We start from the raw sequence: 23,040 nt of genomic DNA, 5'->3' as shown, positions 1-23,040 counted from the left end.
TTAAGTTATTTTTCTTTTTGTTAAATTTAAAATTATCCCAGCTAATATTGATGTACTGATTGTCGATGAACCACCATAACTAAGGAAAGGTAATGTCATTCCAGTAGTTGGAAATAATCTTATATTTACTCCGACATGAATAGTTGCCTGCATTAATATTAAACTAATAGATCCGATTAAAATAAGTTTAACTTTATCATTTGTTTCAAAACTTATTTTTTTAAAAACCATATAGATTAAGATCAAAAACAATAATAATATTAACATTATGGCAACAACACCAAACTCTTCGGAAATTACTGAAATAATATAATCAGTATGAGCTTCGGGAACTCTATTTTTGAGAACTCCTTCACCTATGCCTTTTCCAAAAAAACCTCCGCTCGAAATTGACTCTATTGCTTTATCAGATTGAAAATTATGAGTGCCTGTTTCTCTATTAAAAAATGAAAAAATACGTCCTTGAATATAATCAAACTTAGGAACAAAAATAATAAGATAAGCCAGCAAAGATGCACCAGCAATAAATATTGCTAAAAGAATATATATATTAATTCCTGATGTGAAAATTAGAACTGCCCAACAAAATACCACTAATAAAGTTTGGCCGATATCTGGTTGAGCGATTAACAGTAAAGAAATGACAGATATCACAAAAATAGATATCAAATACTTAAAAAAAATATTTGATTTAATATCACATAGAATAGTTGCTAAAATTATTATCAAAAATGGTTTTAGGACTTCTATGGGCTGAAATCTTGGTAAGAAAAATAAGTCTATCCATCTTTTAGAACCTTTAACTTCAACACCAATTAATGGAACTAAAAATAAAGCAATAAGTGAAATAAAAAATAGAATAATAGAGTATTTATATAATTGATCTGAATTTAATAAGGAAAATATATAAATAAGAAATATTCCAATCAACACATAAATCAAATGTTTAAAAAAGAAGAAATAACTGTTGGTATCTAACTTATCAGAAGCTATTAGAGAAGTTGAAACTAAAGAAAAAAATAATCCAATAATAAATAATAAACTTATTAGTAAAAAAATAGATTTATCTATGTTTTTCCACCACAGATAATAAAATTTGTAAACAATACTATCGCTTTGCATTTATATACTTTTTAATTATCTTATTAAAATAATGTCCTCTATCTTCAAAATTTTTGAAACTATCAAATGAAGCTCCAGCTGGACTGAAAAAAATAATATTTTTTTTAGATTGTTGAATATTAATTTCTGAAAAAATAACTTTAAGAGTTTCTTGTAAATTTTTAAAATTTTTAATTTTTAATCTATTCTTTAAAATTCTTATAAATTTTCTATGATGTGATCCAAAAATATAAGCTTTGATATTTTTATTCTTTATTTTTGATAGTTTAAATTTATCTCCTTTTTTTGGAATTCCTCCTAAGATCCAATATGTATCATTTAAATTTTTTAATATATTTTGCGAGGAAGCAAAGCTTGTAGATTTAGAATCGTTAATTATTGTGAGATTTTTTTTATCAAATATAATTTGTTGTCTGAAATCTAGACCTTTAAATTTATTAATAGTTTGAATTAATTTTTTGGAATTAAGTTTAAATTTTGGAGCAATTTTAAATATAAATGATAAATTTTCTTTATTACCATCAGATAAAAAATATTTATTGGTAATTTTATTAAACTTTTTATCTATACTTGAAGTCTGTACTCTGTAGATTTTTGAACTATATTTATTTTTAGTTAATTTTTTAGTTATTAGTTCATCTTCTTTTTTTACGTATGCAAAAGATCCTCTTATTTGAGATTTTAATAATTTAAATTTTGCATTTACATAATTTTTTAAACTTTTATGTCTCTCTATGTGGTCTGCAGTTATGTTTAAAATTACAGCATATTTTGATCTAAATACGCTACTGTAATCTAGTTGATAAGAAGAAGCCTCTATTACAAAGATTGTTTTTTTTGTAATATTCTTTTCTGATAATGCTGGATTGCCAATATTCCCAATAAGTCTTGAGTCTCTTTTTTGATCAATTAAAGAGTCATGTAAAATTTTAGCAGTTGTAGATTTACCGTTAGTTCCAGTAATCGTAATACTTTCATTGTTATAAAATGAAAACAAAACATCAAGATCGGTATGAATTTTTTTAGAATTTTTCTTTAAAAAATTCGATAATTTACATTTTGAAATATCAATTCCGGGACTAATAATAATTCTATCAAAATTTATTTTTTGAATTTGCTCGAACTTAATTATTTTTTTTTTAAGTTTTAATTTAATCTTTTGATTGTCATCAAACAAATATACATCAGACTTATTTTTTAAAAACTTATAAGATGAAATACCACTCTTTCCTAAACCATAAATTAATATTTTTTTTTCTAAAAAAATATTATTAAATAATTTCATTATCTTAATTTTAAGGTAGCTAAACCAATCATTGCCAGGATGATAGAGATAATCCAAAACCTAATTACAACTGTAGACTCTGGCCATCCTTTTTTCTCAAAATGATGGTGAATAGGTGCCATTTTAAAAATTCTTTTTCCTGTAAGTTTAAAAGATATTACTTGAACCATTACTGAAACTGCCTCTAATACAAAAAGTCCGCCGGTAATTGCCAAAACAATTTCATGCTTTGTAATAATTCCTACAGCGCCTAAAGATCCTCCTAAAGATAATGATCCTGTATCACCCATAAAAATTTTAGCAGGTGGAGCATTAAACCATAGGAAACCTAAACAAGAGCCAATAATTGCACCACAAAAAATTGATACTTCACCAGTTCCTTCTATGTAGGGAATTTGTAAATAATTCGAAAATACGATGTTTCCAGTAACATAACTTATAAAAGCAAAACATGCTGCAACTAATATTACAGGCACAGTTGCTAGACCATCTAATCCATCCGTAAGGTTAACAGCATTTGACGAACCGATAATTACGAATATTGCAAATGGTATAAAAAACCATCCAAGGTTTATCATTAAATTTTTAAAGAATGGAAAATATAAATTATTTAAATCTTGATATTCGTTTAAATAAACAAAAAAACTTACACCAATAATTGCTAATATTATTTGTGAAGTTATTTTAAACTTGGAAGATATTCCTGATGAGTTGCTATATTTAATTTTCTTAAAGTCATCATATGCTCCCAATAAACCAAAAGTAATTGCTATATAGATACAAAATAAAATATTAATATTTGATAAATCTGCCCAAAATATTACCGATACCAATAAGCCAAATAAAATTATCAAACCTCCCATTGTTGGTGTACCAATTTTTTTAACTATATGATCTTCAGGTCCATCGTCCCGAATTGGATTTAAAATTTTTTGTTTTGAAAAAAATTTAATAAAAGGACCTCCGATAATCAGTACAATAACTAATGAAGTGAAAAAGGATAAACCTGTTCTAAACGTTAAATATTTAAATACATTTAAAAAACTAAAAGTATCAACAAAATTTAATAAAAATTGATAAAGCATTTAATTGAATCCTTTCAGATCTTTTACTATGTCGTTAAATCCTGTCGCAAGTGAGGCCTTAATCATTAAATAATCATTATTATTTAAGTCTTTTCTAATCAATTCAATAATTTGAGATTTGTTAAATAAAATCCTGCCTTTTTTGGCTTTTGAGATGCCTGCAAATATTATAGATGCCATTTTACCTTTAACAAATACCTTATCTATCTTAGTTTGATTAATTATTGGAGCAATAGATTGATGAAGTTTTTTAGAATGTCTACCGAGCTCCAACATATCACCAATTAGTAGATATTTATTTGATTTTTTTGAGCTTATTTTATCAAAATTTTTTATTGCTGATTTTAATGATAGAGGATTTGAATTATAACTTTGATCAATTAAATTAATTTTTTTATTATCAATTTTTACTAGAGAATGGTCTCCTCTTCCTGCAGGAATTTTAAAATTGAGAAAAATATTTTCATTAAGTTTAAATATATTTTTATAAATACTGATAACTGCTAAAGCAGAAAGTGTGTTGGATATATTGTTTTGAAAATCGTTAGATAATACAAAATACTTTTTTTTATTATTTAATCTAATATTAATTCTAAAATTTTTTCCAAAGCGCTGTATGTTATTTAATTTAATGTCTGATTTCTGACTTTTAATACCAAAAGAAACCACTTTAATTTTATTTTTTTTGGCAATTCTTTTATGTAATTGAAAAAAACTGTCATCAGCATTTAATACAGCATAACCATTAGGCTTTATGTTGTTAATAATTTCAGATTTTGCCAAAGCGATTTGTTTAATATTTTTAAAATTTTTAGCATGTGCATAATTTATATTTGTTATCACACCAACATCTGGTTTTATAATTTTAGACAAATAGTCAATTTCTCCTTTTTTATCCATTCCAATTTCTAAAACTCCAAATTCATCATTTTGTTTTAAATTAAAAAGACTTAAAGGAACCCCAAATTTATTGTTATAAGATTTTGGAGAAATACTTACTTTTGAAATTTTACTTAATACATTACCCAACAATTCTTTAAGTGTAGTTTTGCCACAACTGCCTGTGATAGCTATAATATTTGTATCAATACTTTTTCTAAAATTTTTTGAAATACTTATTAAGAAATTCAGAGTATTTTTTACTTTAATCTGTCGATTTATATTAGATTTTTTTTGAATTTTATTCACTACAGCTAATGATGCTTTTTTTTTGAATGATTGTGAAACAAATTTATTACCGTCATTTTTTTTTCCCTTAATAGCAAAAAAAATATCATTTTTAGTAACTTCTTGAGAATTAATTCTTGCTGTTTTTAAAGGTATGGAAGCAGATAATTTTTTAATTTTAGCTGACTCTTTAACAACATTTAATTTTAAATTATCTGATAAATTATTATTTTTATGCTTAATAGCATTGAGAATTACCTTTCTGTCTGAAAAGAAAATTTTCTTATTTCCAATATCTTGTGTTTTCTCATGGCCTTTCCCAGCAACTAACAAAATATCCCCTGAGTTCAAATTATGAATGGCTTGTGTTATTGCTATTGCTCTATTAGATATTTCAATAATTCTCTTTTTTTTAATTCCCTTTTTTATATCTCTTCTTATTTTTTGAGGATTTTCAAATCTAGGATTATCATTTGTAAGAATGATACTATCTGCAAAATCACTAGCTACTTTCCCCATTTTTGATCTTTTATTTTGATCCCTATTTCCCCCACAACCGAATAACACTTTGATTGTTTTATTAGGAAATTGTTCTCTAAGATTTAAAAGACAAGTTTTTAGAGCATCAGGCGTATGAGCGTAATCAAGAATTACTTTTGATTGATTTTTAATTTTACCAATTTTTTCAAACCTTCCCTCAACAGTTTTTAATTTTGGAATTTTATTTAAAATTTTATTTATACTAATACCGCTATATTTTGCTGCAATTATTGCCATCAAAACATTTTTTAATTGTATTTTTCCAATTAAATTTAAATTTATATTCCTTATTGAGCTATTTAATTTAATTTTAAGAAATTGACCCTCTCCTTTAAAATTATGAGATAAAATCTCTAGATTGTTTTTCCCATCATTAAGTGTATGCAATTTTAATTTCTTATTAATTGCAATTTTTCTTATGTTTTTAAACTCAGGTATTAATTGATCTGTAATTACATTTCCTCTTTTTGAGATTAGGTTTTCAAATAAATAAAGTTTTGCATTTAAATAGTTTTTTAAATTTTTATGATAATCAAGATGATCCTGAGATAGATTAGTAAATATACCTGAATTAAACTTTAAACCATCTAATCTATTTTGCTTTAAACCATGGCTTGAGGCTTCCATAATTACATTCTCTATTTTTTGATTTTTCAACTTGCTTAATATTTTAGCCAATTTGATTGGATCCATTGTTGTATTAGATAAATTCAAATTAATACTTTTTGATTTAACACCTAATGTACCAATTGAAGCACCTTTTTTATTATTTAATTTTAATATTTGATAATAAAAATCTGCAACCGATGATTTTCCGTTAGTACCAGTAACTGCAATTAAATTTTTTGGTTTTTTATTATAAATTTTAAAAGCAGTTTCAGCTAATAATTTTCTTACATTCTTTGTATGAATATACAAAATTCCATTTTGAATTTGATTTGTTTTTCTTTCAGTAACAATAATTTTTGATCCTTTTTTAATTGCTTTAGTAATAAATTTATTACCATCAATAGAATTTCCTTTGATTGCAAAAAAAATATTATTTTTTTTAATACTCTTCGTATTAAATGAAATTCCTGAAAAGGAAAAATTCCTATAATTTTTATTTATGTTATGAAAGTAGTTCCCTAGAAGCATAATTAATTAACCTCTATATATTTTGTGGCTAAAATAGGCCCGATTTTATCTATGACTTTTCCAGCTACCTCTACTGAAGTCCAGCCAGCAGTATTATAAAGTGTACCCTTCCAGCCTCCTTTTCGGTGTCTATACTTATAATAATAATCTTTAGATTTTTTTGGAGTATCTAACATTACGACAAAAACAAATTGTGGATTTGAAGTGGGAAAAATGGAGGCAAAAGTATTTATTTTTGCTTCAGAATATGCTCCTCCCTCAGGTTGATCAGCAGTTCCTGTTTTTCCAGCAACTTCATAATTTTGAACATCTGCAAATTTAGCTGTGCCTTCCTCAGTATTTACAATTTTTCTTAAAGCCTTAACAACTTGTTCCGAAATACCTCTGTTTAATATTCTCTCGTTTTTTTGCTTAAAATTATTTTCTTTAAAAATTAATGTTGGCTTAATTTCATAACCACCATTTGATAAAACTGCATAACCTTTTGCCAATTGAAGAATTGTAGTCGCTATTCCATGTCCAAAAGAAGCTGTAGCTAATCTGCATTTCCCAAATTCATAATTTTTTTGAGGAGCAACTTCTTCAATATCAAAATCAATATCACTTAACACGCCAACTTTTTCTAAAAATAATTTAAATTTTTCTGGGCCAATTTTTTGAGCAATTCTGACAGATCCTATATTTCCAGATCTAACTAAAATTTGCTCTGCAGTTAAATCTGACGGTATTTCATTGTCATACTCACCTATTCTGTATTTGTCACATTTAATTGATTTAGGTAATTCTAAAAATTCAGTCTCTGGTTTAATTACCTTTTCATTTAAGGCGCTAGCAAAAGTAAATGCTTTAAATACAGAACCGAGTTCATATGTTCCTTTAGTTACCCTGTTAATATAATTTACATCTGTAATATTTTGTCTTTCATTTGGATTAAAATCTGGCAAAGAAACTAGTGATAAAATATTACCATTATTAACATCCATTAAAATGGCGGCACTACCTTTGCTTTTAAAAATTTCCTGATATTTAATTAATTCTTTTCTTATTAAAAACTGAATATCTTTATCTAGAGTAAGTCTTATGGGTTTTTTTGATTGTCTAAGTTCGTCATTCAATGATTTTTCCAATCCAGAAATACCGTTATTGTCATCATCTATCTGACCCAAAACATGACTAAAAAGATTTTTTTGTGGGTACATTCTTAAAACTCTTTCTTCTGGGACTAGAGATTTATCCCCTAATTTCATTATTTTTTCATAATTTTCCTCTGAAATTTTCTTCTCTAAATAAAAAAATTTCTTAGTTTTTATTTTTTTTTTAAATTCATTAAAATTTTTATCAGGAAAAATAATATTTAAACTTAGAAGTAATTTTTTTTCATTAATTATATCTGAAGTTTTTAAACCAATATCAATAGATTTAACTGTCTTAGCTAAATAATTTCCATTTATATCTGTAATGTCTGCTCTATAGAGTTTATTTGAAGTCACAGATAAATTGCTTCTTTGTTCTAAATTATCTTTTCGTGACCCTAGATGTATTAAGTGAATTGTGTAAATTAAATAGATAATAAAAAAAATGAAAAAAATAAAAGCTACACGATTAAATTGAATATTTAATCCATTCTCTTTTTTCTTAAATATAAAATCACTTTTGTAGTCTTCTATAGTTAATTTCGATTTATTATCAGCCATTACTCTTTTATAATTTTAAAATTTTGGATCTTATTTATATCGTCTGAAATATTGTAAATTTTAAAGTCATTTATATTTTTTTGAATTAACTCATCCTCAAAATACTGTGATTGATATTCAAGTAATCTTTCTGCAGAACTTAAATAATCATACTCTAAAGATACTTTTTCAAATTCAGACTTTAAAACTCGAATACTCTCTTTTGCTGTAAATATTTCATCTTCAATTTGTTTAGTCGAATTTTTTATTATTGCAGTTGATAAGACTAAAAAAAAAATCACTAATGCTAAAACAAACTTTTTCACAGTTTGTCTCCATATTTTTCGATTTCAATATAATTTCTGAATTTCTCCTCTATATCGGTATCGAAATTATAAAAATCAGTTTTTTTTATTGCATATCTAAATTTAGCAGATCTAGACGGTGGATTTTCACTTAACTCTTCTTCTGAGGGAGTTATTGGTTTTTTTTGTATTAAATTAAATAATGTATCAGCTTGTTTTACAAGAGGGCTATATCGTGAAATACTTTTATCTTCAGAAAGGCTTTTAAAAAAATATTTTACTATTTTATCCTCTAAAGAATGGAAAGTGACTACCCCTAGAATGCCTCCTTTTTTTAAAACTTTAGTGGCATTAATAAGCCCATAAATTAATTCGCTTATTTCTTTATTTACAAAAATTCTAAGTGCTTGAAAAACTTTGGTTGCATTATGAATTTTAAAATTTTTTCTTTTTTTTGATTTGTCAATAATTTCAACTAAAGATTTAGTATCAATTTCATTTTTAGACCTCTCTTTATTGATATTTCGTGCAATGTATTTTGCTTCTTTTTCGTCACCAAAAAATTTAAAAATCTTTTCTAATTCTTTTTCATCAAGTTTATTTATTGCATCCTCTGCAGAATAGTTATTTAAACCTAGCTGCATATTTAATTTACCATTTGCTTCAAATGAAAGTCCTTTTTCTGAATCTTTTATCTGAGTATAAGAATAACCGAGATCAAAAATTACTCCTCTTATATTTTCGTTTTTAAGCTTTAAATTATTTAATTGACTAAATTTAATATTTTTAAAAATAAATCTATCTTTAAAACTTTCTTTTAATTGGTTAGCAATTTTTGCACTCTCTATATCTCTATCTAGAGCTATTACGTTTGTATTTTCAAAGTCTAAAATTTTTTTGGTATAACCACCTTGACCAAACGTGCAATCAATAAATGTGCCACCATGTTGAGGGGAAATAACGCTAATAATTTCTTTTAGCAGTACCGGATAATGCTTTTGCATTTTCGGTACTATGGTGGCGTCCATTTATCTCTTGGAAGACCATTAATTTTTTTGTCTTCTTAAGAATGCTGGTATCTCAAGATCGTCATCTTCCTCTTCATCTGAGGTCAATAAATCTTCAGGGCTTGAATTGTCAGAATCTGAACTAAATAAATCTGGTGCATCTGAGTCAACTCCGAATTCTTTTAAATCATTAGAGTTTTCTTCTTCGTTGTTAATATCTTGATGCTCTTCATGAGTAGTTTCCATAGCCTCTTGAGCAAAAGATTTTTCCATTTCATTGACCGAATTATCCTCAACTATACTTTCACTATCCATGGTAGTATTTTGGACAACTTCTTCACTCATCATGTGATTATGAGACTTTTCAGTTTGTTGTTCTTGAATAATCTCATTTTCAAGCTTTAAAGCATTTGCACCATGTGTAATGGGGTTTGATGCTGTTGTGTTTGAAAAATTGAAAGATTGAGAGGATCCCATATTTGAAAAATCAGAATAACCAGGATTACGATTTTGAATTCTATGAACCATATTTACAACAGATTTTGATTCTGGCTGTTGCCCATCTAAAGAGGTAGCAACAATTGAAACTCTCATTTTTCCATCTAACTCAGTATCAGTGATTGCACCAATAATTAACTCTGCTTCAGGATCAACTTCAGCTCTTACTTTATTTACCGCTTCATCAACTTCAAAAAGTTTAAGATCTTTACCACCAGTAATATTTACCAATAAACCTTTTGCACCTTTTAAAGTATAGTCATCTATTAACGGATTACTAATTGCCATTTCTGCTGCTTTAAGAGCTCTACCTTCTCCTTCAGCTTCTCCAGTTCCCATCATAGCTTTACCCATTGCTGCCATAACCGTTTCAACATCAGCAAAATCTAAGTTTATTAAACCAGGTCTGACCATCAAATCAGTTATACTTTGAACACCATGCATCAAAACATTATTTGAAAGGTTAAATGACTCTTCAAAAGTAGTCTGTTCATTAGCTATTTTAAATAGATTTTGGTTAGGTATAACAATTATTGTATCAACATGTTTTCTTAACTCTTCCAAACCTTGTTGTGCTCTTCTCATTCTAGAGGGGCCTTCATATAAAAATGGAAGAGTCACAACACCTACAGTTAATATATTTAATTCTTTGGCAGCTCTTGCAATAACATGGGCAGCACCAGTACCCGTTCCTCCACCCATACCAGCTGCTATAAAAACCATGTTTGCACCTTGAAGTGTATTTACAATTTCATTTAAAGATTCATCTGCTGCAGCTTGACCAATATCAAGTTTTGCTCCAGCTCCTAAACCTTTTGTTAAATTTAAACCTATTTGAATTCTTGTTTTTGCTTTACTAAGCTTCAAATCTTGAGCATCAGTATTTACTGCAATAAATTCTACTCCTTGTAGATTATTTTCTATCATTTCGTTAATTGCATTTCCGCCAGCTCCACCAACTCCTAAAACTAGTAGTCGTGGCTGTAACTCTTTTATCTCTGGTGCTTTAAAGTTAATTGTCATCTTTTATCCCCTATTGTTTGTTATGTTGAAGCTCCCATTTAAGATTACCACGATTAATATTTGCTTTTTTTCTCGCTGCTATCTTAAATTTTTCAAATGCTGTTGGTTCCCATATTTGAAATGTTTGGCCTTGACCAACAAACAACATGCTATTTTTTATTTTTGCATGTTTTAATAATTTTGATGAAAGTGAAATTCTACCCTCACTATCAAATTGTAAATTTATACTTTCTGCTAATATTGATGTTGCAAAATAATCTCTTTTTTCCTCAAAGGGATTTAAAGAGTCAATTGCTGAAGAAATTTTTTCAATTCTATCTTGGGAACATGCTTCTATAGATGAGTTATTAAAGGACGGATAACAAATAACGCCATTGTAACCTAAGTTGGATAAATGTGACCTAAAACTAGCAGGCACAGATACTCTCCCTTTTTTGTCTAATTTGTTTTCGTATGTTGATAAAAACATAAAACATAAATTCCTTTATTCCCACATAAATGGGAATTTATGGGATAATATGGGTTTTACAACTAGACGTCAATACCTATTATTTTAGTACTGTTATCGTTTTAATAATAAAGAAAATAAACATTGGTACTTATAAAATGAGAACAAACTAAGAAACTTATAGAGATTTTTTTATTTGAAGTGCCAGATAAACTATAAGCCGGGTTCTGTCATTTAAACTTATCATTTGTCTAGGCTCAAGATCACTCTTAAGCTCAAGCAACTAACCCTGATGACTAGCCAAGGACGGCTTTTAGTTTTTCAACAATGTCATCTCTACTTAGTCTTGCTCCCAGTGGGGTTTTCCAGCGTTCATTGTTACCAATAGAACCGGTGTGCTCTTACCACACCTTTTCACCCTTGCCATGTTATGGCGGTTTATTTTCTGTGGCACTATCCCTAGGGTTTCCCCCGCCAGGTATTACCTGGCACTGTGTCCTTGTAGAGCCCGGACTTTCCTCTTTAAAATAAATTAAAGCGATAAGTCATTTATCTGGCGAATCCAATTTAGTGCTAATTTTGAAAAGTTCAAGAAATTTTATGAAAATTTTTTTGCTAAATTATTGCTAATAATCAAACACTCTTTATCAAGCTTACCATTAATCAATTCTTGTCTAAATCTTCTTTGAAAAGCTTTAACAATATAATTTTTAAGTTTTCTATTTTTTGAGTTTTCGGTTTTTTTTATTACATACCCAATTTTTGATAGATTTTTATAAAACATTTTTTTGCTAACTTTATCTAATTCAATTTTTCTATTTTTTTTTAATAATTTAATTGATATTGAATGCCATAAACCAATGCCTTGCTTGGAAAGCTTTTTCCATGGAAATTTTTCTCCTGGATCCTTTTTTCTTTCTGGGGCTACATCTGAATGTCCTAGAATATTTTTTGAATTAATTTTATATTTTTTTGTTAATATTTTGCTTAACTTTATTATTGATTGAAATTGTCTTTTAGAAAATTTCTTATAATTTAAATCATGTCCAGGATTACTGATTTCTACACCAATAGAATATCTATTAAGGGATTTATAATGTTTCCATTGAGATTTTCCAGCATGCCATGCAACATATAAATCGGGTACCATAACTAAAGTTTCACCATTATCTTTTATAAAATAGTGACAGCTGACATCAGATTTAAAATTAGTTAATTTTTTAATTGCATCAGTCTCTTTCTTCATTCCAGTGTAATGAAAAATTAAAAATTTTATTTGGGTTTTGTGTCTTTTTATTGGATTAAAATTCGGGGAGTAATTAGATAAAATTTTTAATCTCATTTAAGTTGTATTATTAGATTATTTTAGGCCATATTTAAGTCATTTTTAGCACTAAATCTTGATTTACTTTAGATGCAGAAACATTATATAATTCTTATTTATATGATCAGATTATTAAAAACTATTTTTTTAGTCATTTTCCTTACGTCAAATGCTTTAGCGGGATCTGATGGTGACTTGCAGTTATCAAATAAAAGCAAATCCACTAAAGATTGTTTTGAGCCATTAAACAGAGCTACTTTCGCATTCAATCAAGGTTTAGATAAAGCTATTTTAAAACCAGTTGCTAAAGGATACAGATCTTTACCAGCACCCATTAAAAAAGGAACCAGCAATGTTTTAAATAATCTATCAACTTTAATAACTATTCCAAACAATGCATTACAGGGTGACTTTAAGTTAGCAGGAATTAATACTGGAAGATTAGTTGTAAACACAACACTTGGAATATTGGGTATATTTGATCCTGCATCTGAAATGGGTTTTCCTAAATATGTTAAAGAAGATTACGGACAAACATTGGGAACTTGGGGTATTGGTCCAGGATGTTATTTAGTTTTACCAGTTTTAGGACCTTCAACAATTAGAGATACGGCAGGAATGTTCGTAAATGTTATGGGTGGGGATCCTTATTATAATGTTTCAGTAAACGGTAATAATGAATATTTAGACGGTGAGTTATTTGCTTTTACAACAATGTTATCAGGTGTAGAATTTAGAGCAAACAACATTGAGTCTATTGATAATCTAGAAGCAAATTCTGTAGATTTTTATGCTTCAGTTAGAAGCTTGTACACTCAAGATAGAGCAAATAAAATTAAAAATATCCAAAGAGGAAATATTGAAGTGATCTACAAAGAAGATAGTGATTGGGAGGAGATAGATACAAAATAAATAAGCAATATAATGAAGAAAATATTTATTTTAAATCTATTTTTTATAACATTTCTTACAAATTTTAATCCTGCTTACTCTATTTCGCCTGATGTATTTATACAATCAACGGTTAATAGAGCTTCTCAAGTATTATCTGAAAATATCTCCAAACAAGAAAAAATAGATAAACTTAAAATAATAGCAAAGGAGACTGTAGACATAACAGGTGTGGGTTTCTACTCTTTAGGTTCTGCAAGAAAAAATCTTAATGAAGAACAAAAGAATACTTACTCTATCTTATTTGAAAATTACTTTTTAAAAAGTTTTTCAAATAGATTGGCTGAATATACAAATCCTGAGATAGAGGTAAAAAACAAACAAATGCTAAACGAAAATTATACTATAGTAAATAGTACTTTAATTGCTACCAAAGATAGGCCGGAAGTAAAAATTGACTGGAGGGTTTACACAAAAAATCCAGATAATCCCTTAATTAGAGATTTAATTATAGAAGGTCTAAGTTTAGCAAGAACACAAAAAGAAGAGTTTTCATCTATTCTAAATTCTAATGATAACAATATAGAGGCACTTTTCAAAATTTTAGAAGAATTTTCCAAAAATTAGTTTCATGTTTTGTTGGTGGGCCCGCCAGGACTCGAACCTGGGACCAATACATTATGAGTGTACTGCTCTAACCAACTGAGCTACAGGCCCTTGATAATTTTGTTGGTTTTACTTCCTTTTTAAATTTCATTCAAGGCAAGAATAAGGTTAATGTTCTAATTATGTTGTTCTTGTGTTCCGTATGTTTAGAAAAGCGTTGGTAATACGTTGGTAAAAAAATATGACCTGGGAGTTGTATTTCTCCCAGATCTATCTCTTTAAATAACACATAGTTACTTTCTAAATCCACCAGCAACTATGTTCCAAACAGCAGTTAATGCAAAAAAGCTAAACCACCATCCAGTAGCTGGTAAAATCACTCCTAGAACGATAGCTTGCTCTATTACACCAGCTATTAAATATTGTTTCAAAGTCATTTTTTATCCTTTCTGTAAGACTTTTTTGCCTTACAGAATAAATATAATTACTGACTGATTAAATTTCCTGTGAAATAGATTATCTACAATTGGACAAAAGTTTATTTTAGAAATTAATTTAATTTGGACCTTTTAAAAAAGTTGCTACTCCCTCTAAATTATAAAAATAAATTAATAAAATAAATAAAAGACCAAAGTAACTTATTGGGCCAACAAATTGAGCGTATTTATCTACTATACTTAAATTTCTACCTGATTTTAATTTTCTAACAAATGAATAAACACATAGAATAGTAGCAATTCCAGTATAGAAATATGAGAGAAGTATAAAACAATCTAAAAAGGTTAAATAAGCTAACTTAGGAAGATCTTCATCTATTATAAAGTTGTATGCAATTAGTGATAATAAACACACTATTGTTACATTAACTTTTGCCTCTAATTGTGAACCTCTAACCCAAAAAACTGACCAAGATATAGCTAGAATAAATATAATTGGTAAAATTATTTTAAATAAATAATAAGAAGATTGTCTTTGTACAGTTAAATACAGCATAAAACCTGTATAAGGGTAACCATCATTCTCAACGTAAGAATAATTTTCGTAATCTACTTTTTTAAGATCCCAACCGGGAATAATTATTCCATCTTCTTGATCGCCAAATGCGTATAATGTTTCTTTATAATCATTCATTGCAGGTTCATCAGGAATTATTTCAACCATAAATGCAGGAAATTCTGACCATAATTCAAATGACAATTCTTGGCTATCAAATGGAAATCTTCTAAAATCAAAATTAGCTTTAAATTTTGTTTTATCTCTTAACCTTGACTGAACTGTTCCATCACTAAACACTTCAATCCAATCTTGCATTCCATATTGAAAATTAGGTTTTCCTTTCCTATTAAAAAACTCAACTACAGGATCAAATATTTTTCTTGTTTCTCCTATTACTTTAGTTGGAGAATAATCACATAAATACAAGGGCTTACCTTCAGAAGTATACACACCCATATTTTTTAATGTGTTTGCCACTCTTTCATCTTTCCAATGAGCCCATAAAGTAAAAGATGACTCAAAATCTAAATCTTTTCCGTTAATTGAATGAATATCTTCAATTAACAAATCTGCTTTAACAGTAATTGGATCTTCACTTGAATACGGAAAATTTGGTTCATTCAAATTTTCATATAATTTTACGCAGAAATCTCCCCCTAAATTTTTTTGAGGATATTTATAAAAATTTAATGAGTAAGATTTACATTGAAAAATAATTAATATTAAAAAGATTTTGAAAATTAATTTCATTTAAATTGTACTTTTAGCAACAATTTTTCCACTATCATAGGCTCCAGCGACAGTACCCCATTCTTTAGCTGTTGCTTCACCCGCAAAATAAATTCTATCTCCAACTGAACTTCTTAAAATTTCTCTATATTTAAAAGCACCAGGTTCAGCAGATGCCCAAGCACCTAGAAATAGAGGGTTTGATGACCAATCAACTACATGATATTTAATCAAATCTTTATCGACCTTATTACCAAAAATTTTCTTTAATTCACTAATTCCAAAATCAATGGACGCTTCTTCACCTGATTTTAACAATTCTTTTCCAAAGTCTCCTCCTGGATCGCAGATACATAATTTTGAATCAGATGGGTTTATTGTAACACCAAAACCCTCGGGTGATTTAGCATTTTGACTATCAACTCTATAATATAAATATGTATCTTTAGCTTTTTTCTTAAATAATTTCTTAAATTTAAAAGTAAGTCGATTGTAATGACCCATAGAAATTTTAGAAAATGACTCTTTTTTTTCAGTAGTTAAATCAGGGGTAAATTTAATTTGATCAGAAGCTAGTACTCCAGTTGAAACAGTTAAAATACATTTATTAGCTTTAATTTCTCCTTTATCAGTTAAAACCTTTACCCCACTTCCACTCCAATCAATTTTACTAACTTTTGTATTTAATTGAACTGGAATGTTTTTAAACATATCAACTAGCAACGAACCAAAACCTTCTTTGCAATGCCAAGGTGCAGACTGAGGTATTTCATAATCATAATTAAAATCTTTACATGAGTAATCAGTAAAATCTTTTCCCATTTCCCATGCTCCAATTATCATGTGCATAGTATCAAACCATCTATGATCTTGATAAGGAACTACTTCTGATGGTGATACATCTTTTCTAGTTTTTGCAATTCCAGCCTCTATACCATCAAAGACTTTCCAAATTTCATCATCTTTAGAGATTTGTTTTTTACCACTATACAAGGCGTACATTTCTTCAGATCTTTCTTTATATAAATTGAAATTAGAATTTTTTTCACCAAATAACTTAAAGGGGTTTGTATCTCCATTATCTAACCACAGTGCACCCATGTCATACGGCTCATCAAAAATCTTATTATCTGTAAATGCTCTTCCCCCAATTCTATTTGAAGCTTCTAAACATATTACTTTCTTACCTGCTTTAATAAGTTCTTCAGTTGCTGCAAGTCCTGCAGCTCCTGCTCCAATAATTACCACATCATAATCCTGATCAGCATTTACTTTAATTATGTTAGGAAAAGATATTGCAGTTAATCCTAACAAAGATGATTTAATAAATTTTCTTCTACCTGTGAGATTTTTTTTCATCTAAAAGCCAGCCATCCAAGAAATAAATGCAGTAGAATTTTCTACATTTAAATTTGCATTTACTAATATTATAACAAAGATAATTAAAAGATATGATAAAGCACCATATCTCGTACTAATTTTTTCGATTTTATCACTCAATAATTTGTTAGTTTTTTGAATTCTAAAAGAAACAACGCTTAAGATATTTGGTATAACAGCATAAATATACGAGGTTAAAATAATCCAATCTAAAACTGTTAGATATTCCAACTTTGGTAATTCTGAATCAATTACAAAATTATAGGCAATTAAAGATAGCAAGCAAACTATTGTTACCGTTAATCTTGCTTCAAGCTCTCTTGGATCAATCCAAACAACTAACCAACAAACAGAAAGAATTAAAATAATAGGAAAAATAACTTTATATAAATAGTAACTATGTTTTCTCTCAATAACTAAAGATAACTCTATACCATCAGCAAAATCGCCTTTCATTGAATACGGGTCTTGATATTGAAAATTTTTAAATTCAAAAGAGTCTATATTCCAACCTGGAATATCATTATTTTGAATAATTTCGTCCAACGCAATATATGTTAAACCAGACTCTAGTATTATCTTGTTTGGTATCCTCTGAAAATCATCAATTATTTTGATACTAACTGTTTGTCTATCAAAAGGAAAAGTTTTTAAATTAAATTTGTTTTTAACTGAATAATATCCACCTACAATTTCCTCTACCATTAAATATTCATCATCATTTCCTAATACTTTTGCATAAGGTGTTAGTTTAAAATATTTATCCGACGCAAGGTTTTTATCACTCTTTGATAAATTTAAAATTTTAAAGCCATGAAAAGGTTTGGGAATATTAATTTCAGAAAATTCTTTTTCAGTATAGTCACATACATAATAAGAATAATCACCATCTTCTTTTTTAAATATTAAACTGCCCTGTAAAGCGTTCCAAAGTTCTTCGTGATATTCGGCTGTATAATTTGAGCTAACATCAAATTCTAAATTAAATTCCACATTTCCATTTTTTGTATCAATTTTATTAAAATTAATACTTTCAATATCTATTATAGGAGTATGAGTATAATAATCGTATCTACTCAGGTTTTTAGTAATAATTTCTCCTTGATTTGATTGGAATTGAAACTCAGCAGTTTCTGCTTCTAAGATTATATTTTTTTGATCTTCATTTAATTCAAATTTTTTACCATTTAATGTTATAATTTTATCTCCAGATTTTATTTCATCTGCCAAACTGGGTTCAAGGATTTTTCCAACAAAATAGTAATTATCAATTTTTTTATAATTCCATTGATTTTTTGAAACATCAAATTTTTCCTCTAACATAAAACCAAAATTGTCATATAAATCTTGAGGTACAAGTTCATATTTAATCTGTTTTAATCTCTTTGCTACCAATTCACACCCTGGCTGATCATTTGCAATAGAATTGGTAACTAGTATAAAATAAAAAAGAATATTTAATGCTATTCTTATAATTAAATTAAATTTTTTTTTCATATTCTCTTCTTTTTTTCTTTTGAGTTTTTTTAAGTCTTGCAAACATTCTGAGTGCAATTACCCAAGAGATCATGATTAAAGCTAGAGAAATTATAAAATTAGAACCTGCAAACAAATTATAACATCCGTGTAAAACAAATGGCACAATGAAGGCAAAAAATAAATTATCTCCTTTTTTGATAAAGGCATATTTCATAAAAAAGTATCCCATAAAAACGCCAAATATAGCGTGAGCAGGTACAGCAGAAAATGATCTTAAAATTGCTAAAGACATTGAGGTTGTCTCAAAATAATCGGCCAAAAGATAAACGTAATAAAAATTTTCTAAAGTTGCAAAACCTAGCGAAACTGTTACGCCGTAAACAATTCCATCCATTGGTTCATTGAAGTCTTTCATTTTGTAAACAAAATAATAAAGAACACTTAATTTTAGCCCCTCTTCTACAGGTGCTGCTGTTAAAAATGACGAAATTAAGTTTTCACTTACTCTAGTACTTGTATAAAAAAAATCACCGATGTATGTGTTTAAAAAATAAGCTGGAATAGTAATTAAAATTCCATAGAAAAATACTTTAATTATTTCTCCTCTAGGTTCCTTAAATTTATCAGAATAAACAAAGAATAAGATTATTAAGATAGATGGAAGTATAGTTGCTAAAAGTAATGCCATTAGTTTTTCTCAATTGTAGTTTTTATTTTCAATATTTTATTCTCAAGAGCGTGAAAAGCATCAAAAATTTCTTTTTTCTCAGCAGCTGAAATATTCTCTCCCTTGTCTCCTCCCTCGCTTCTTGCTTTATTTATTGCACTCATTAATTCTCCACAAAGAATTGAAAACTTAACTAATAATTCGTTGATATCGTGATTTTGAGCTTTTGAATTCTCAAGTTCTTTTAGAATTATATATTCATGAGCTCTTAAAAGAAAAGGAGTAAGCCCATTCTCTATACAAGCTTTGTCAATTTTTACAGCATCTCTATGATCTAACTGTTGATCTAAATCTGGATCACTACATTTTCTAATAAACGATTCACTTTTTCCCGTAGCTTTTTCTATTAATTCCGCTTTGAGATTTTTTATAGCTTCAGATAAGCCGTGCTCTATTGATGATATTTCTCTTATCTTAGCCATAAGTTAATATATAAAATTCTATTACAAATATTGGACAAATAAAATCTAATTAAATCTCGATTTGTCCAGAATTCACAGGCTTATTTCACATACTATTATTTCAAATCATCATTATCTTTTTCTTATAACGAAAGGAGAAAAAATGAAAAAAATAGGAATAATTTTAGCAGTATTAGCTCTACTTGGAGGTACTGCTAATGCAGGTACAACAAGTTGTTATTCATCTTGTTATGGTAACAGTTGTTATGTGACTTGTTACGATTACTAAATAAAAAAGCCTCCCAGTTATCTGGGAGGCTAATACTCAACAATAAGGAAAAAATGAAAAGATTAATTTGTAAAAAATGTGGACACAAAGAGACTATAGAAGACATCAATTTGAGTATTAATACGAAGATTTTAATTGCTCAAATTCCAAGAGTTAGAGAAAAAGATGGATTGCATATTTATCCTCTGTACTGTTTAAAATGTAATTACATTACAGAATGGGCAGCAGATCCAAATAACAATTCTGGAAAAGCAATTGGTGGTGTTGAATATTTTAAAACGTTTAAAATAAATAAAAAATTCAAACAATATTTTGAATTTATTGAGAATGATTTAGTAAATAGAGGTTATACAAAATCTGAAACCATTAAATATTCAATAGGTTGGATTGCTATAATTGTTGGATTAATTGCTGTTTTTAATTAAACACCAGCAATCATTGAAAATAAATTTGATACTATTCCAAATACTACAGCAACTTTTGCAAGTATCGCCCAAAATTTAGCACCTTTATATTTATCCGCAGATCTCCAAATTCCAACCACAGTATAAATTTGAAAAGGTATAAAAAATCCCCACATAGCGTCTTCACTCATTCCTACAGAAATAGTAAAGGCTCCAACTAAGAAACCAAAAATTATACCTATACCAACGCCAACACCCCAATAAGACATTGGAAGAGACAAATCTCCATTCCAAAATCTTACAAAAAAGTTTTCATTTTGAGATTTTTTTCTTTTAGCCATACATTAGCTTAACAACTTTCTTTTCGTTGGTAAATGGTTGGTAAAAATTTCTTAAATTTTTTAAAAAAAAACTTCGTGAATTAAGGTTGATTATGATAGTTTATTTTAAGTCTGAAATCGGTTTTTAGAGATAATTAAATTATGAGTGTACTGCTCTAACCAACTGAGCTACAGGCCCAAAACATATGCTTAATTATATCATATTTATAAAGTTATCAATTAGAGATAATTGTTAAATGGTGGGCCGTGTTGGTTACGCTCCAACTACCCCTGCAATGTCAATGCAGTACTCTACTATTGAGCTAACGGCCCAGGAACTAACTCTCTAAAAAACTTTTTAATTGTTTCGATCTACTAGGATGTTTTAATTTTCTAAGTGCTTTAGCCTCAATCTGTCTAATTCTTTCTCTAGTTACTGAAAACTGTAATCCTACCTCCTCTAAAGTATGATCTGTGTTCATCCCAACTCCAAATCTCATTCTTAAAACTCTTTCCTCTCTTGGAGTAAGTGTTGATAAAATTTTTGTTGTAGCCTCACCAAGATTTGATTTAATTGCTTGTTCTAACGGAGCCAAAGCTTTAGTATCTTCTATAAAATCTCCCAAACTGCTATCCTCTTCATCTCCTACTGGTTTTTCTAAAGAAACAGGTTCTTTAGAAATTTTTAAAACTTTTCTAACTTTATCTAGAGGCATTCTTAATTTTTGAGCAAGTTCCTCTGGAGTTGCCTCTCTTCCAAATTCACTTAAAATCAATCTTTGAGTCCTAACTATCTTGTTTATTGTTTCTATCATGTGAACTGGTATCCTAATTGTTCTTGCCTGGTCTGCTATAGATCTTGTTATAGCTTGTCTAATCCACCAAGTAGCATAAGTGGAAAATTTATAACCTCTTCTATATTCAAATTTATCAACTGCTTTCATCAAACCTATGTTACCTTCTTGAATTAAATCAAGAAACTGGAGGCCTCTATTGGTATATTTTTTTGCAATTGATATAACTAATCTTAAGTTTGCTTCTACCATTTCTTTTTTAGCAATTCTCGATTCTTTTTCACCTTTTTGAATTCTACTTACTAATTTTTTAAAGTCTGTTACTGAAATTCCCAGTTTATTGCTAATATCGATCAACCTCTCTCTAATGTTTTTAAATTCATCTTTATTTTTATTAAAAAAATTTTTCCAAATATTATTTGTATCTAAGAATTTTTTTAGATTTGGGTTAATCTCATTGCCTACATAAAATTTTATAAACTCATTTCTTTGAATTTTATGATCCATTGCAAGCCTCAAAAGGTTACCCTCAAGAGAAATTATTTTTTTATTTTCAATATAATGCTTTTGGACTAACTCCTCTAAAACCGAAGGAGATAGTTGTAATGATTTAATATTTTCTAAAATATCGTTAACTATTTTTTCATATCCTTTTTCTTTAGCTGAAGAGAAACTTGAAGAATTTAAAACACACTCTAACTTTTCTTTTTGATATTTAATTAATTTTGTATAATCTTTAGTTAAAATATTAATAGTTTTTAAAACTTTAGGTTTGATTTCAGTTTCCATAGCTGCAAGTGTTGGATTAAAATCATCCTCTTCATCATCTGTTGAGCCATCTTCTTTATCAGTTTCTCCAGCATTTTTTTGTTTAGCACTTGGTCCTGTTGTTTCGTCTTCCATATAGTTTGTATCTATGTCTATAATTTCTCTTACCAAAATTTCATCTTTCTGTAGTTGCTCATTCCATTGGAAAAATTGCTGAGCAGTAATTGGACTTTGTGATAGAGCAATTAACATTACATCCTTTCCAGCTTCAATTCTCTTTGCAATAGCAATTTCACCTTCTCTTGATAGTAATTCTACTCCACCCATTTCTCGAAGATACATTCGTATTGGGTCATCACTTTTATCAATTGTTTTAACTTCTTTGTTAGAATTTTCTTTTTTTCTTAATATTTTAAAATCAGATTTTTTTTCTACTAGGGAAATATTTTCATCTAAAATATGAATAAAAGCTTTGCCTAAATTTTCATCAGATAAATTTCTCTTTCCCAAAGATTTACTTAATTCTTCATAAGTAATAAAACCTCTATGGGTTCCTCGACCCATAAGTCTGGCAAACGATTTTGTAATAATTCTTTCCACGATAATTTGAGTTTAAGGTCTTATATAATGTCAATTATATAA

The 23,040-nt window shown here is 28.0% G+C and carries 22 protein-coding genes, 2 tRNA genes and 1 other RNA gene; 4 read left to right on the top strand and 21 right to left on the bottom strand.

Translation table 11 applies throughout. The features are described from left to right. The 11 genes from ACTT9R_RS03645 to ACTT9R_RS03595 form a co-directional block, all read right to left on the bottom strand. Complete coding sequence (locus tag ACTT9R_RS03645) at positions 1 to 1,122, bottom strand: FtsW/RodA/SpoVE family cell cycle protein (protein ID WP_440926696.1); 1,122 nt, start codon at positions 1,120 to 1,122, stop codon at positions 1 to 3. Further along, positions 1,109 to 2,407, bottom strand: a complete 1,299-nt coding sequence (gene murD / locus ACTT9R_RS03640; protein WP_440926695.1) for a UDP-N-acetylmuramoyl-L-alanine--D-glutamate ligase — start codon at positions 2,405 to 2,407, stop codon at positions 1,109 to 1,111. Before murD ends, ACTT9R_RS03645 begins: the two co-directional genes overlap by 14 nt. After that, positions 2,407 to 3,492, bottom strand: coding sequence for a phospho-N-acetylmuramoyl-pentapeptide-transferase (gene mraY, locus ACTT9R_RS03635; protein WP_440926694.1), 1,086 nt, complete (start codon positions 3,490 to 3,492; stop codon positions 2,407 to 2,409). The genes murD and mraY overlap by 1 nt, the downstream gene beginning before the upstream one ends. Next, a complete protein-coding gene (locus ACTT9R_RS03630; protein ID WP_440926693.1) occupies positions 3,493 to 6,336 on the bottom strand; it encodes a UDP-N-acetylmuramoyl-L-alanyl-D-glutamate--2,6-diaminopimelate ligase in 2,844 nt (947 codons plus the stop codon). Between the two features lie 2 nt (positions 6,337 to 6,338). Then, positions 6,339 to 8,030 (bottom strand): peptidoglycan D,D-transpeptidase FtsI family protein, encoded by a 1,692-nt coding sequence (locus ACTT9R_RS03625; protein WP_440926692.1) that lies wholly within the window; start codon positions 8,028 to 8,030, stop codon positions 6,339 to 6,341. Further along, the gene (locus tag ACTT9R_RS03620; RefSeq protein ID WP_440926691.1) at positions 8,030 to 8,335 is read right to left on the bottom strand and encodes a cell division protein FtsL; all 306 of its coding nucleotides are present in this window, start codon (positions 8,333 to 8,335) and stop codon (positions 8,030 to 8,032) included. Before ACTT9R_RS03620 ends, ACTT9R_RS03625 begins: the two co-directional genes overlap by 1 nt. Beyond that, complete coding sequence (gene rsmH, locus ACTT9R_RS03615; protein WP_440926690.1) at positions 8,332 to 9,342, bottom strand: 16S rRNA (cytosine(1402)-N(4))-methyltransferase RsmH; 1,011 nt, start codon at positions 9,340 to 9,342, stop codon at positions 8,332 to 8,334. The genes ACTT9R_RS03620 and rsmH overlap by 4 nt, the downstream gene beginning before the upstream one ends. Positions 9,343 to 9,360: 18 nt before the next feature. Then, the gene (gene ftsZ / locus ACTT9R_RS03610; RefSeq protein WP_440926689.1) at positions 9,361 to 10,842 is read right to left on the bottom strand and encodes a cell division protein FtsZ; all 1,482 of its coding nucleotides are present in this window, start codon (positions 10,840 to 10,842) and stop codon (positions 9,361 to 9,363) included. A gap of 10 nt (positions 10,843 to 10,852) precedes the next feature. Next, positions 10,853 to 11,311: a division/cell wall cluster transcriptional repressor MraZ gene (gene mraZ, locus ACTT9R_RS03605; protein ID WP_440926688.1), complete on the bottom strand. Its 459-nt coding sequence runs from the start codon at positions 11,309 to 11,311 to the stop codon at positions 10,853 to 10,855. A 179-nt stretch (positions 11,312 to 11,490) separates the two neighbouring features. Next, positions 11,491 to 11,847: RNase P RNA component class A (gene rnpB / locus ACTT9R_RS03600), an RNA gene on the bottom strand. A gap of 41 nt (positions 11,848 to 11,888) precedes the next feature. After that, positions 11,889 to 12,632, bottom strand: coding sequence for an N-acetylmuramoyl-L-alanine amidase (locus ACTT9R_RS03595; RefSeq protein ID WP_440926687.1), 744 nt, complete (start codon positions 12,630 to 12,632; stop codon positions 11,889 to 11,891). Positions 12,633 to 12,734: 102 nt separating this feature from the next. Here ACTT9R_RS03595 and ACTT9R_RS03590 point away from each other — a divergent pair, with 102 nt between their 5' ends. Next, positions 12,735 to 13,526 carry an MlaA family lipoprotein gene (locus ACTT9R_RS03590; RefSeq protein ID WP_440926686.1) on the top strand — a complete coding sequence of 264 codons (792 nt, stop codon included), beginning with the start codon at positions 12,735 to 12,737 and terminating at the stop codon, positions 13,524 to 13,526. A gap of 12 nt (positions 13,527 to 13,538) precedes the next feature. Further along, complete coding sequence (locus ACTT9R_RS03585) at positions 13,539 to 14,132, top strand: MlaC/ttg2D family ABC transporter substrate-binding protein (RefSeq protein ID WP_440926685.1); 594 nt, start codon at positions 13,539 to 13,541, stop codon at positions 14,130 to 14,132. 13 nt (positions 14,133 to 14,145) lie between these two features. On the opposite strand, the gene ACTT9R_RS03580 is transcribed toward ACTT9R_RS03585, so the two are convergent. From ACTT9R_RS03580 to ACTT9R_RS03550, 7 genes are all read right to left on the bottom strand, one after another. Then, positions 14,146 to 14,222: transfer RNA gene (locus tag ACTT9R_RS03580), tRNA-Ile, on the bottom strand. Positions 14,223 to 14,404: 182 nt separating this feature from the next. Continuing rightward, positions 14,405 to 14,548, bottom strand: coding sequence for a hypothetical protein (locus tag ACTT9R_RS03575; RefSeq protein WP_440926684.1), 144 nt, complete (start codon positions 14,546 to 14,548; stop codon positions 14,405 to 14,407). A gap of 118 nt (positions 14,549 to 14,666) precedes the next feature. Continuing rightward, the gene (locus ACTT9R_RS03570) at positions 14,667 to 15,857 is read right to left on the bottom strand and encodes a hypothetical protein (RefSeq protein ID WP_440926683.1); all 1,191 of its coding nucleotides are present in this window, start codon (positions 15,855 to 15,857) and stop codon (positions 14,667 to 14,669) included. After that, positions 15,858 to 17,195 carry a flavin monoamine oxidase family protein gene (locus tag ACTT9R_RS03565; protein WP_440926682.1) on the bottom strand — a complete coding sequence of 446 codons (1,338 nt, stop codon included), beginning with the start codon at positions 17,193 to 17,195 and terminating at the stop codon, positions 15,858 to 15,860. Next, positions 17,196 to 18,713 (bottom strand): hypothetical protein, encoded by a 1,518-nt coding sequence (locus ACTT9R_RS03560; RefSeq protein ID WP_440926681.1) that lies wholly within the window; start codon positions 18,711 to 18,713, stop codon positions 17,196 to 17,198. Then, positions 18,697 to 19,383 (bottom strand): PrsW family intramembrane metalloprotease, encoded by a 687-nt coding sequence (locus ACTT9R_RS03555; protein ID WP_440926680.1) that lies wholly within the window; start codon positions 19,381 to 19,383, stop codon positions 18,697 to 18,699. Before ACTT9R_RS03555 ends, ACTT9R_RS03560 begins: the two co-directional genes overlap by 17 nt. Further along, positions 19,383 to 19,844, bottom strand: coding sequence for a phage regulatory CII family protein (locus ACTT9R_RS03550; RefSeq protein ID WP_440926679.1), 462 nt, complete (start codon positions 19,842 to 19,844; stop codon positions 19,383 to 19,385). Before ACTT9R_RS03550 ends, ACTT9R_RS03555 begins: the two co-directional genes overlap by 1 nt. Positions 19,845 to 19,986: 142 nt before the next feature. Between ACTT9R_RS03550 and ACTT9R_RS03545 the strand changes: the two genes are divergently transcribed. Both ACTT9R_RS03545 and ACTT9R_RS03540 read left to right on the top strand, forming a co-directional pair. Further along, a complete protein-coding gene (locus ACTT9R_RS03545) occupies positions 19,987 to 20,112 on the top strand; it encodes a hypothetical protein (RefSeq protein WP_440925625.1) in 126 nt (41 codons plus the stop codon). Between the two features lie 53 nt (positions 20,113 to 20,165). Further along, positions 20,166 to 20,537 (top strand): hypothetical protein, encoded by a 372-nt coding sequence (locus ACTT9R_RS03540; protein WP_440926678.1) that lies wholly within the window; start codon positions 20,166 to 20,168, stop codon positions 20,535 to 20,537. Here the strand turns inward: ACTT9R_RS03540 and ACTT9R_RS03535 are convergent. From ACTT9R_RS03535 to rpoD, 3 genes are all read right to left on the bottom strand, one after another. Further along, a complete protein-coding gene (locus ACTT9R_RS03535; protein WP_440926677.1) occupies positions 20,534 to 20,857 on the bottom strand; it encodes a hypothetical protein in 324 nt (107 codons plus the stop codon). The two genes, ACTT9R_RS03540 and ACTT9R_RS03535, sit on opposite strands and share 4 nt — an antisense overlap. A gap of 237 nt (positions 20,858 to 21,094) precedes the next feature. Then, positions 21,095 to 21,169: transfer RNA gene (locus ACTT9R_RS03530), tRNA-Val, on the bottom strand. 5 nt (positions 21,170 to 21,174) lie between these two features. After that, positions 21,175 to 22,998 carry an RNA polymerase sigma factor RpoD gene (rpoD, locus tag ACTT9R_RS03525; RefSeq protein WP_440926676.1) on the bottom strand — a complete coding sequence of 608 codons (1,824 nt, stop codon included), beginning with the start codon at positions 22,996 to 22,998 and terminating at the stop codon, positions 21,175 to 21,177. Positions 22,999 to 23,040: the final 42 nt, after the last annotated feature.

The sequence above is a fragment of the Candidatus Pelagibacter sp. genome, assembly GCF_052049835.1.
In the GTDB taxonomy this organism is placed as follows: Bacteria; Pseudomonadota; Alphaproteobacteria; order Pelagibacterales; family Pelagibacteraceae; genus Pelagibacter.
Note: the sequence above shows the minus strand (reverse complement) of the source record. Positions and strands in the feature narration are given on the sequence as shown.

Excerpts from the sequence above, each read along its gene's own strand:
- ACTT9R_RS03565 (WP_440926682.1), bottom strand. The coding sequence starts at position 17,195 with ATGAAAAAAAATCTCACAGGTAGAAGAAAATTTATTAAATCATCTTTG.
- rsmH (WP_440926690.1), bottom strand. The coding sequence starts at position 9,342 with ATGGACGCCACCATAGTACCGAAAATGCAAAAGCATTATCCGGTACTG.
- murD (WP_440926695.1), bottom strand. The coding sequence starts at position 2,407 with ATGAAATTATTTAATAATATTTTTTTAGAAAAAAAAATATTAATTTAT.
- ACTT9R_RS03645 (WP_440926696.1), bottom strand. The coding sequence starts at position 1,122 with ATGCAAAGCGATAGTATTGTTTACAAATTTTATTATCTGTGGTGGAAA.
- ACTT9R_RS03570 (WP_440926683.1), bottom strand. The coding sequence starts at position 15,857 with ATGAAATTAATTTTCAAAATCTTTTTAATATTAATTATTTTTCAATGT.
- ACTT9R_RS03550 (WP_440926679.1), bottom strand. The coding sequence starts at position 19,844 with ATGGCTAAGATAAGAGAAATATCATCAATAGAGCACGGCTTATCTGAA.
- ACTT9R_RS03545 (WP_440925625.1), top strand. The coding sequence starts at position 19,987 with ATGAAAAAAATAGGAATAATTTTAGCAGTATTAGCTCTACTTGGAGGT.
- ACTT9R_RS03540 (WP_440926678.1), top strand. The coding sequence starts at position 20,166 with ATGAAAAGATTAATTTGTAAAAAATGTGGACACAAAGAGACTATAGAA.
- ACTT9R_RS03625 (WP_440926692.1), bottom strand. The coding sequence starts at position 8,030 with ATGGCTGATAATAAATCGAAATTAACTATAGAAGACTACAAAAGTGAT.
- ACTT9R_RS03575 (WP_440926684.1), bottom strand. The coding sequence starts at position 14,548 with ATGACTTTGAAACAATATTTAATAGCTGGTGTAATAGAGCAAGCTATC.
- ACTT9R_RS03630 (WP_440926693.1), bottom strand. The coding sequence starts at position 6,336 with ATGCTTCTAGGGAACTACTTTCATAACATAAATAAAAATTATAGGAAT.
- ACTT9R_RS03560 (WP_440926681.1), bottom strand. The coding sequence starts at position 18,713 with ATGAAAAAAAAATTTAATTTAATTATAAGAATAGCATTAAATATTCTT.
- ACTT9R_RS03585 (WP_440926685.1), top strand. The coding sequence starts at position 13,539 with ATGAAGAAAATATTTATTTTAAATCTATTTTTTATAACATTTCTTACA.
- ACTT9R_RS03590 (WP_440926686.1), top strand. The coding sequence starts at position 12,735 with ATGATCAGATTATTAAAAACTATTTTTTTAGTCATTTTCCTTACGTCA.
- ftsZ (WP_440926689.1), bottom strand. The coding sequence starts at position 10,842 with ATGACAATTAACTTTAAAGCACCAGAGATAAAAGAGTTACAGCCACGA.
- mraY (WP_440926694.1), bottom strand. The coding sequence starts at position 3,492 with ATGCTTTATCAATTTTTATTAAATTTTGTTGATACTTTTAGTTTTTTA.
- ACTT9R_RS03535 (WP_440926677.1), bottom strand. The coding sequence starts at position 20,857 with ATGGCTAAAAGAAAAAAATCTCAAAATGAAAACTTTTTTGTAAGATTT.
- ACTT9R_RS03595 (WP_440926687.1), bottom strand. The coding sequence starts at position 12,632 with ATGAGATTAAAAATTTTATCTAATTACTCCCCGAATTTTAATCCAATA.
- ACTT9R_RS03555 (WP_440926680.1), bottom strand. The coding sequence starts at position 19,383 with ATGGCATTACTTTTAGCAACTATACTTCCATCTATCTTAATAATCTTA.
- mraZ (WP_440926688.1), bottom strand. The coding sequence starts at position 11,311 with ATGTTTTTATCAACATACGAAAACAAATTAGACAAAAAAGGGAGAGTA.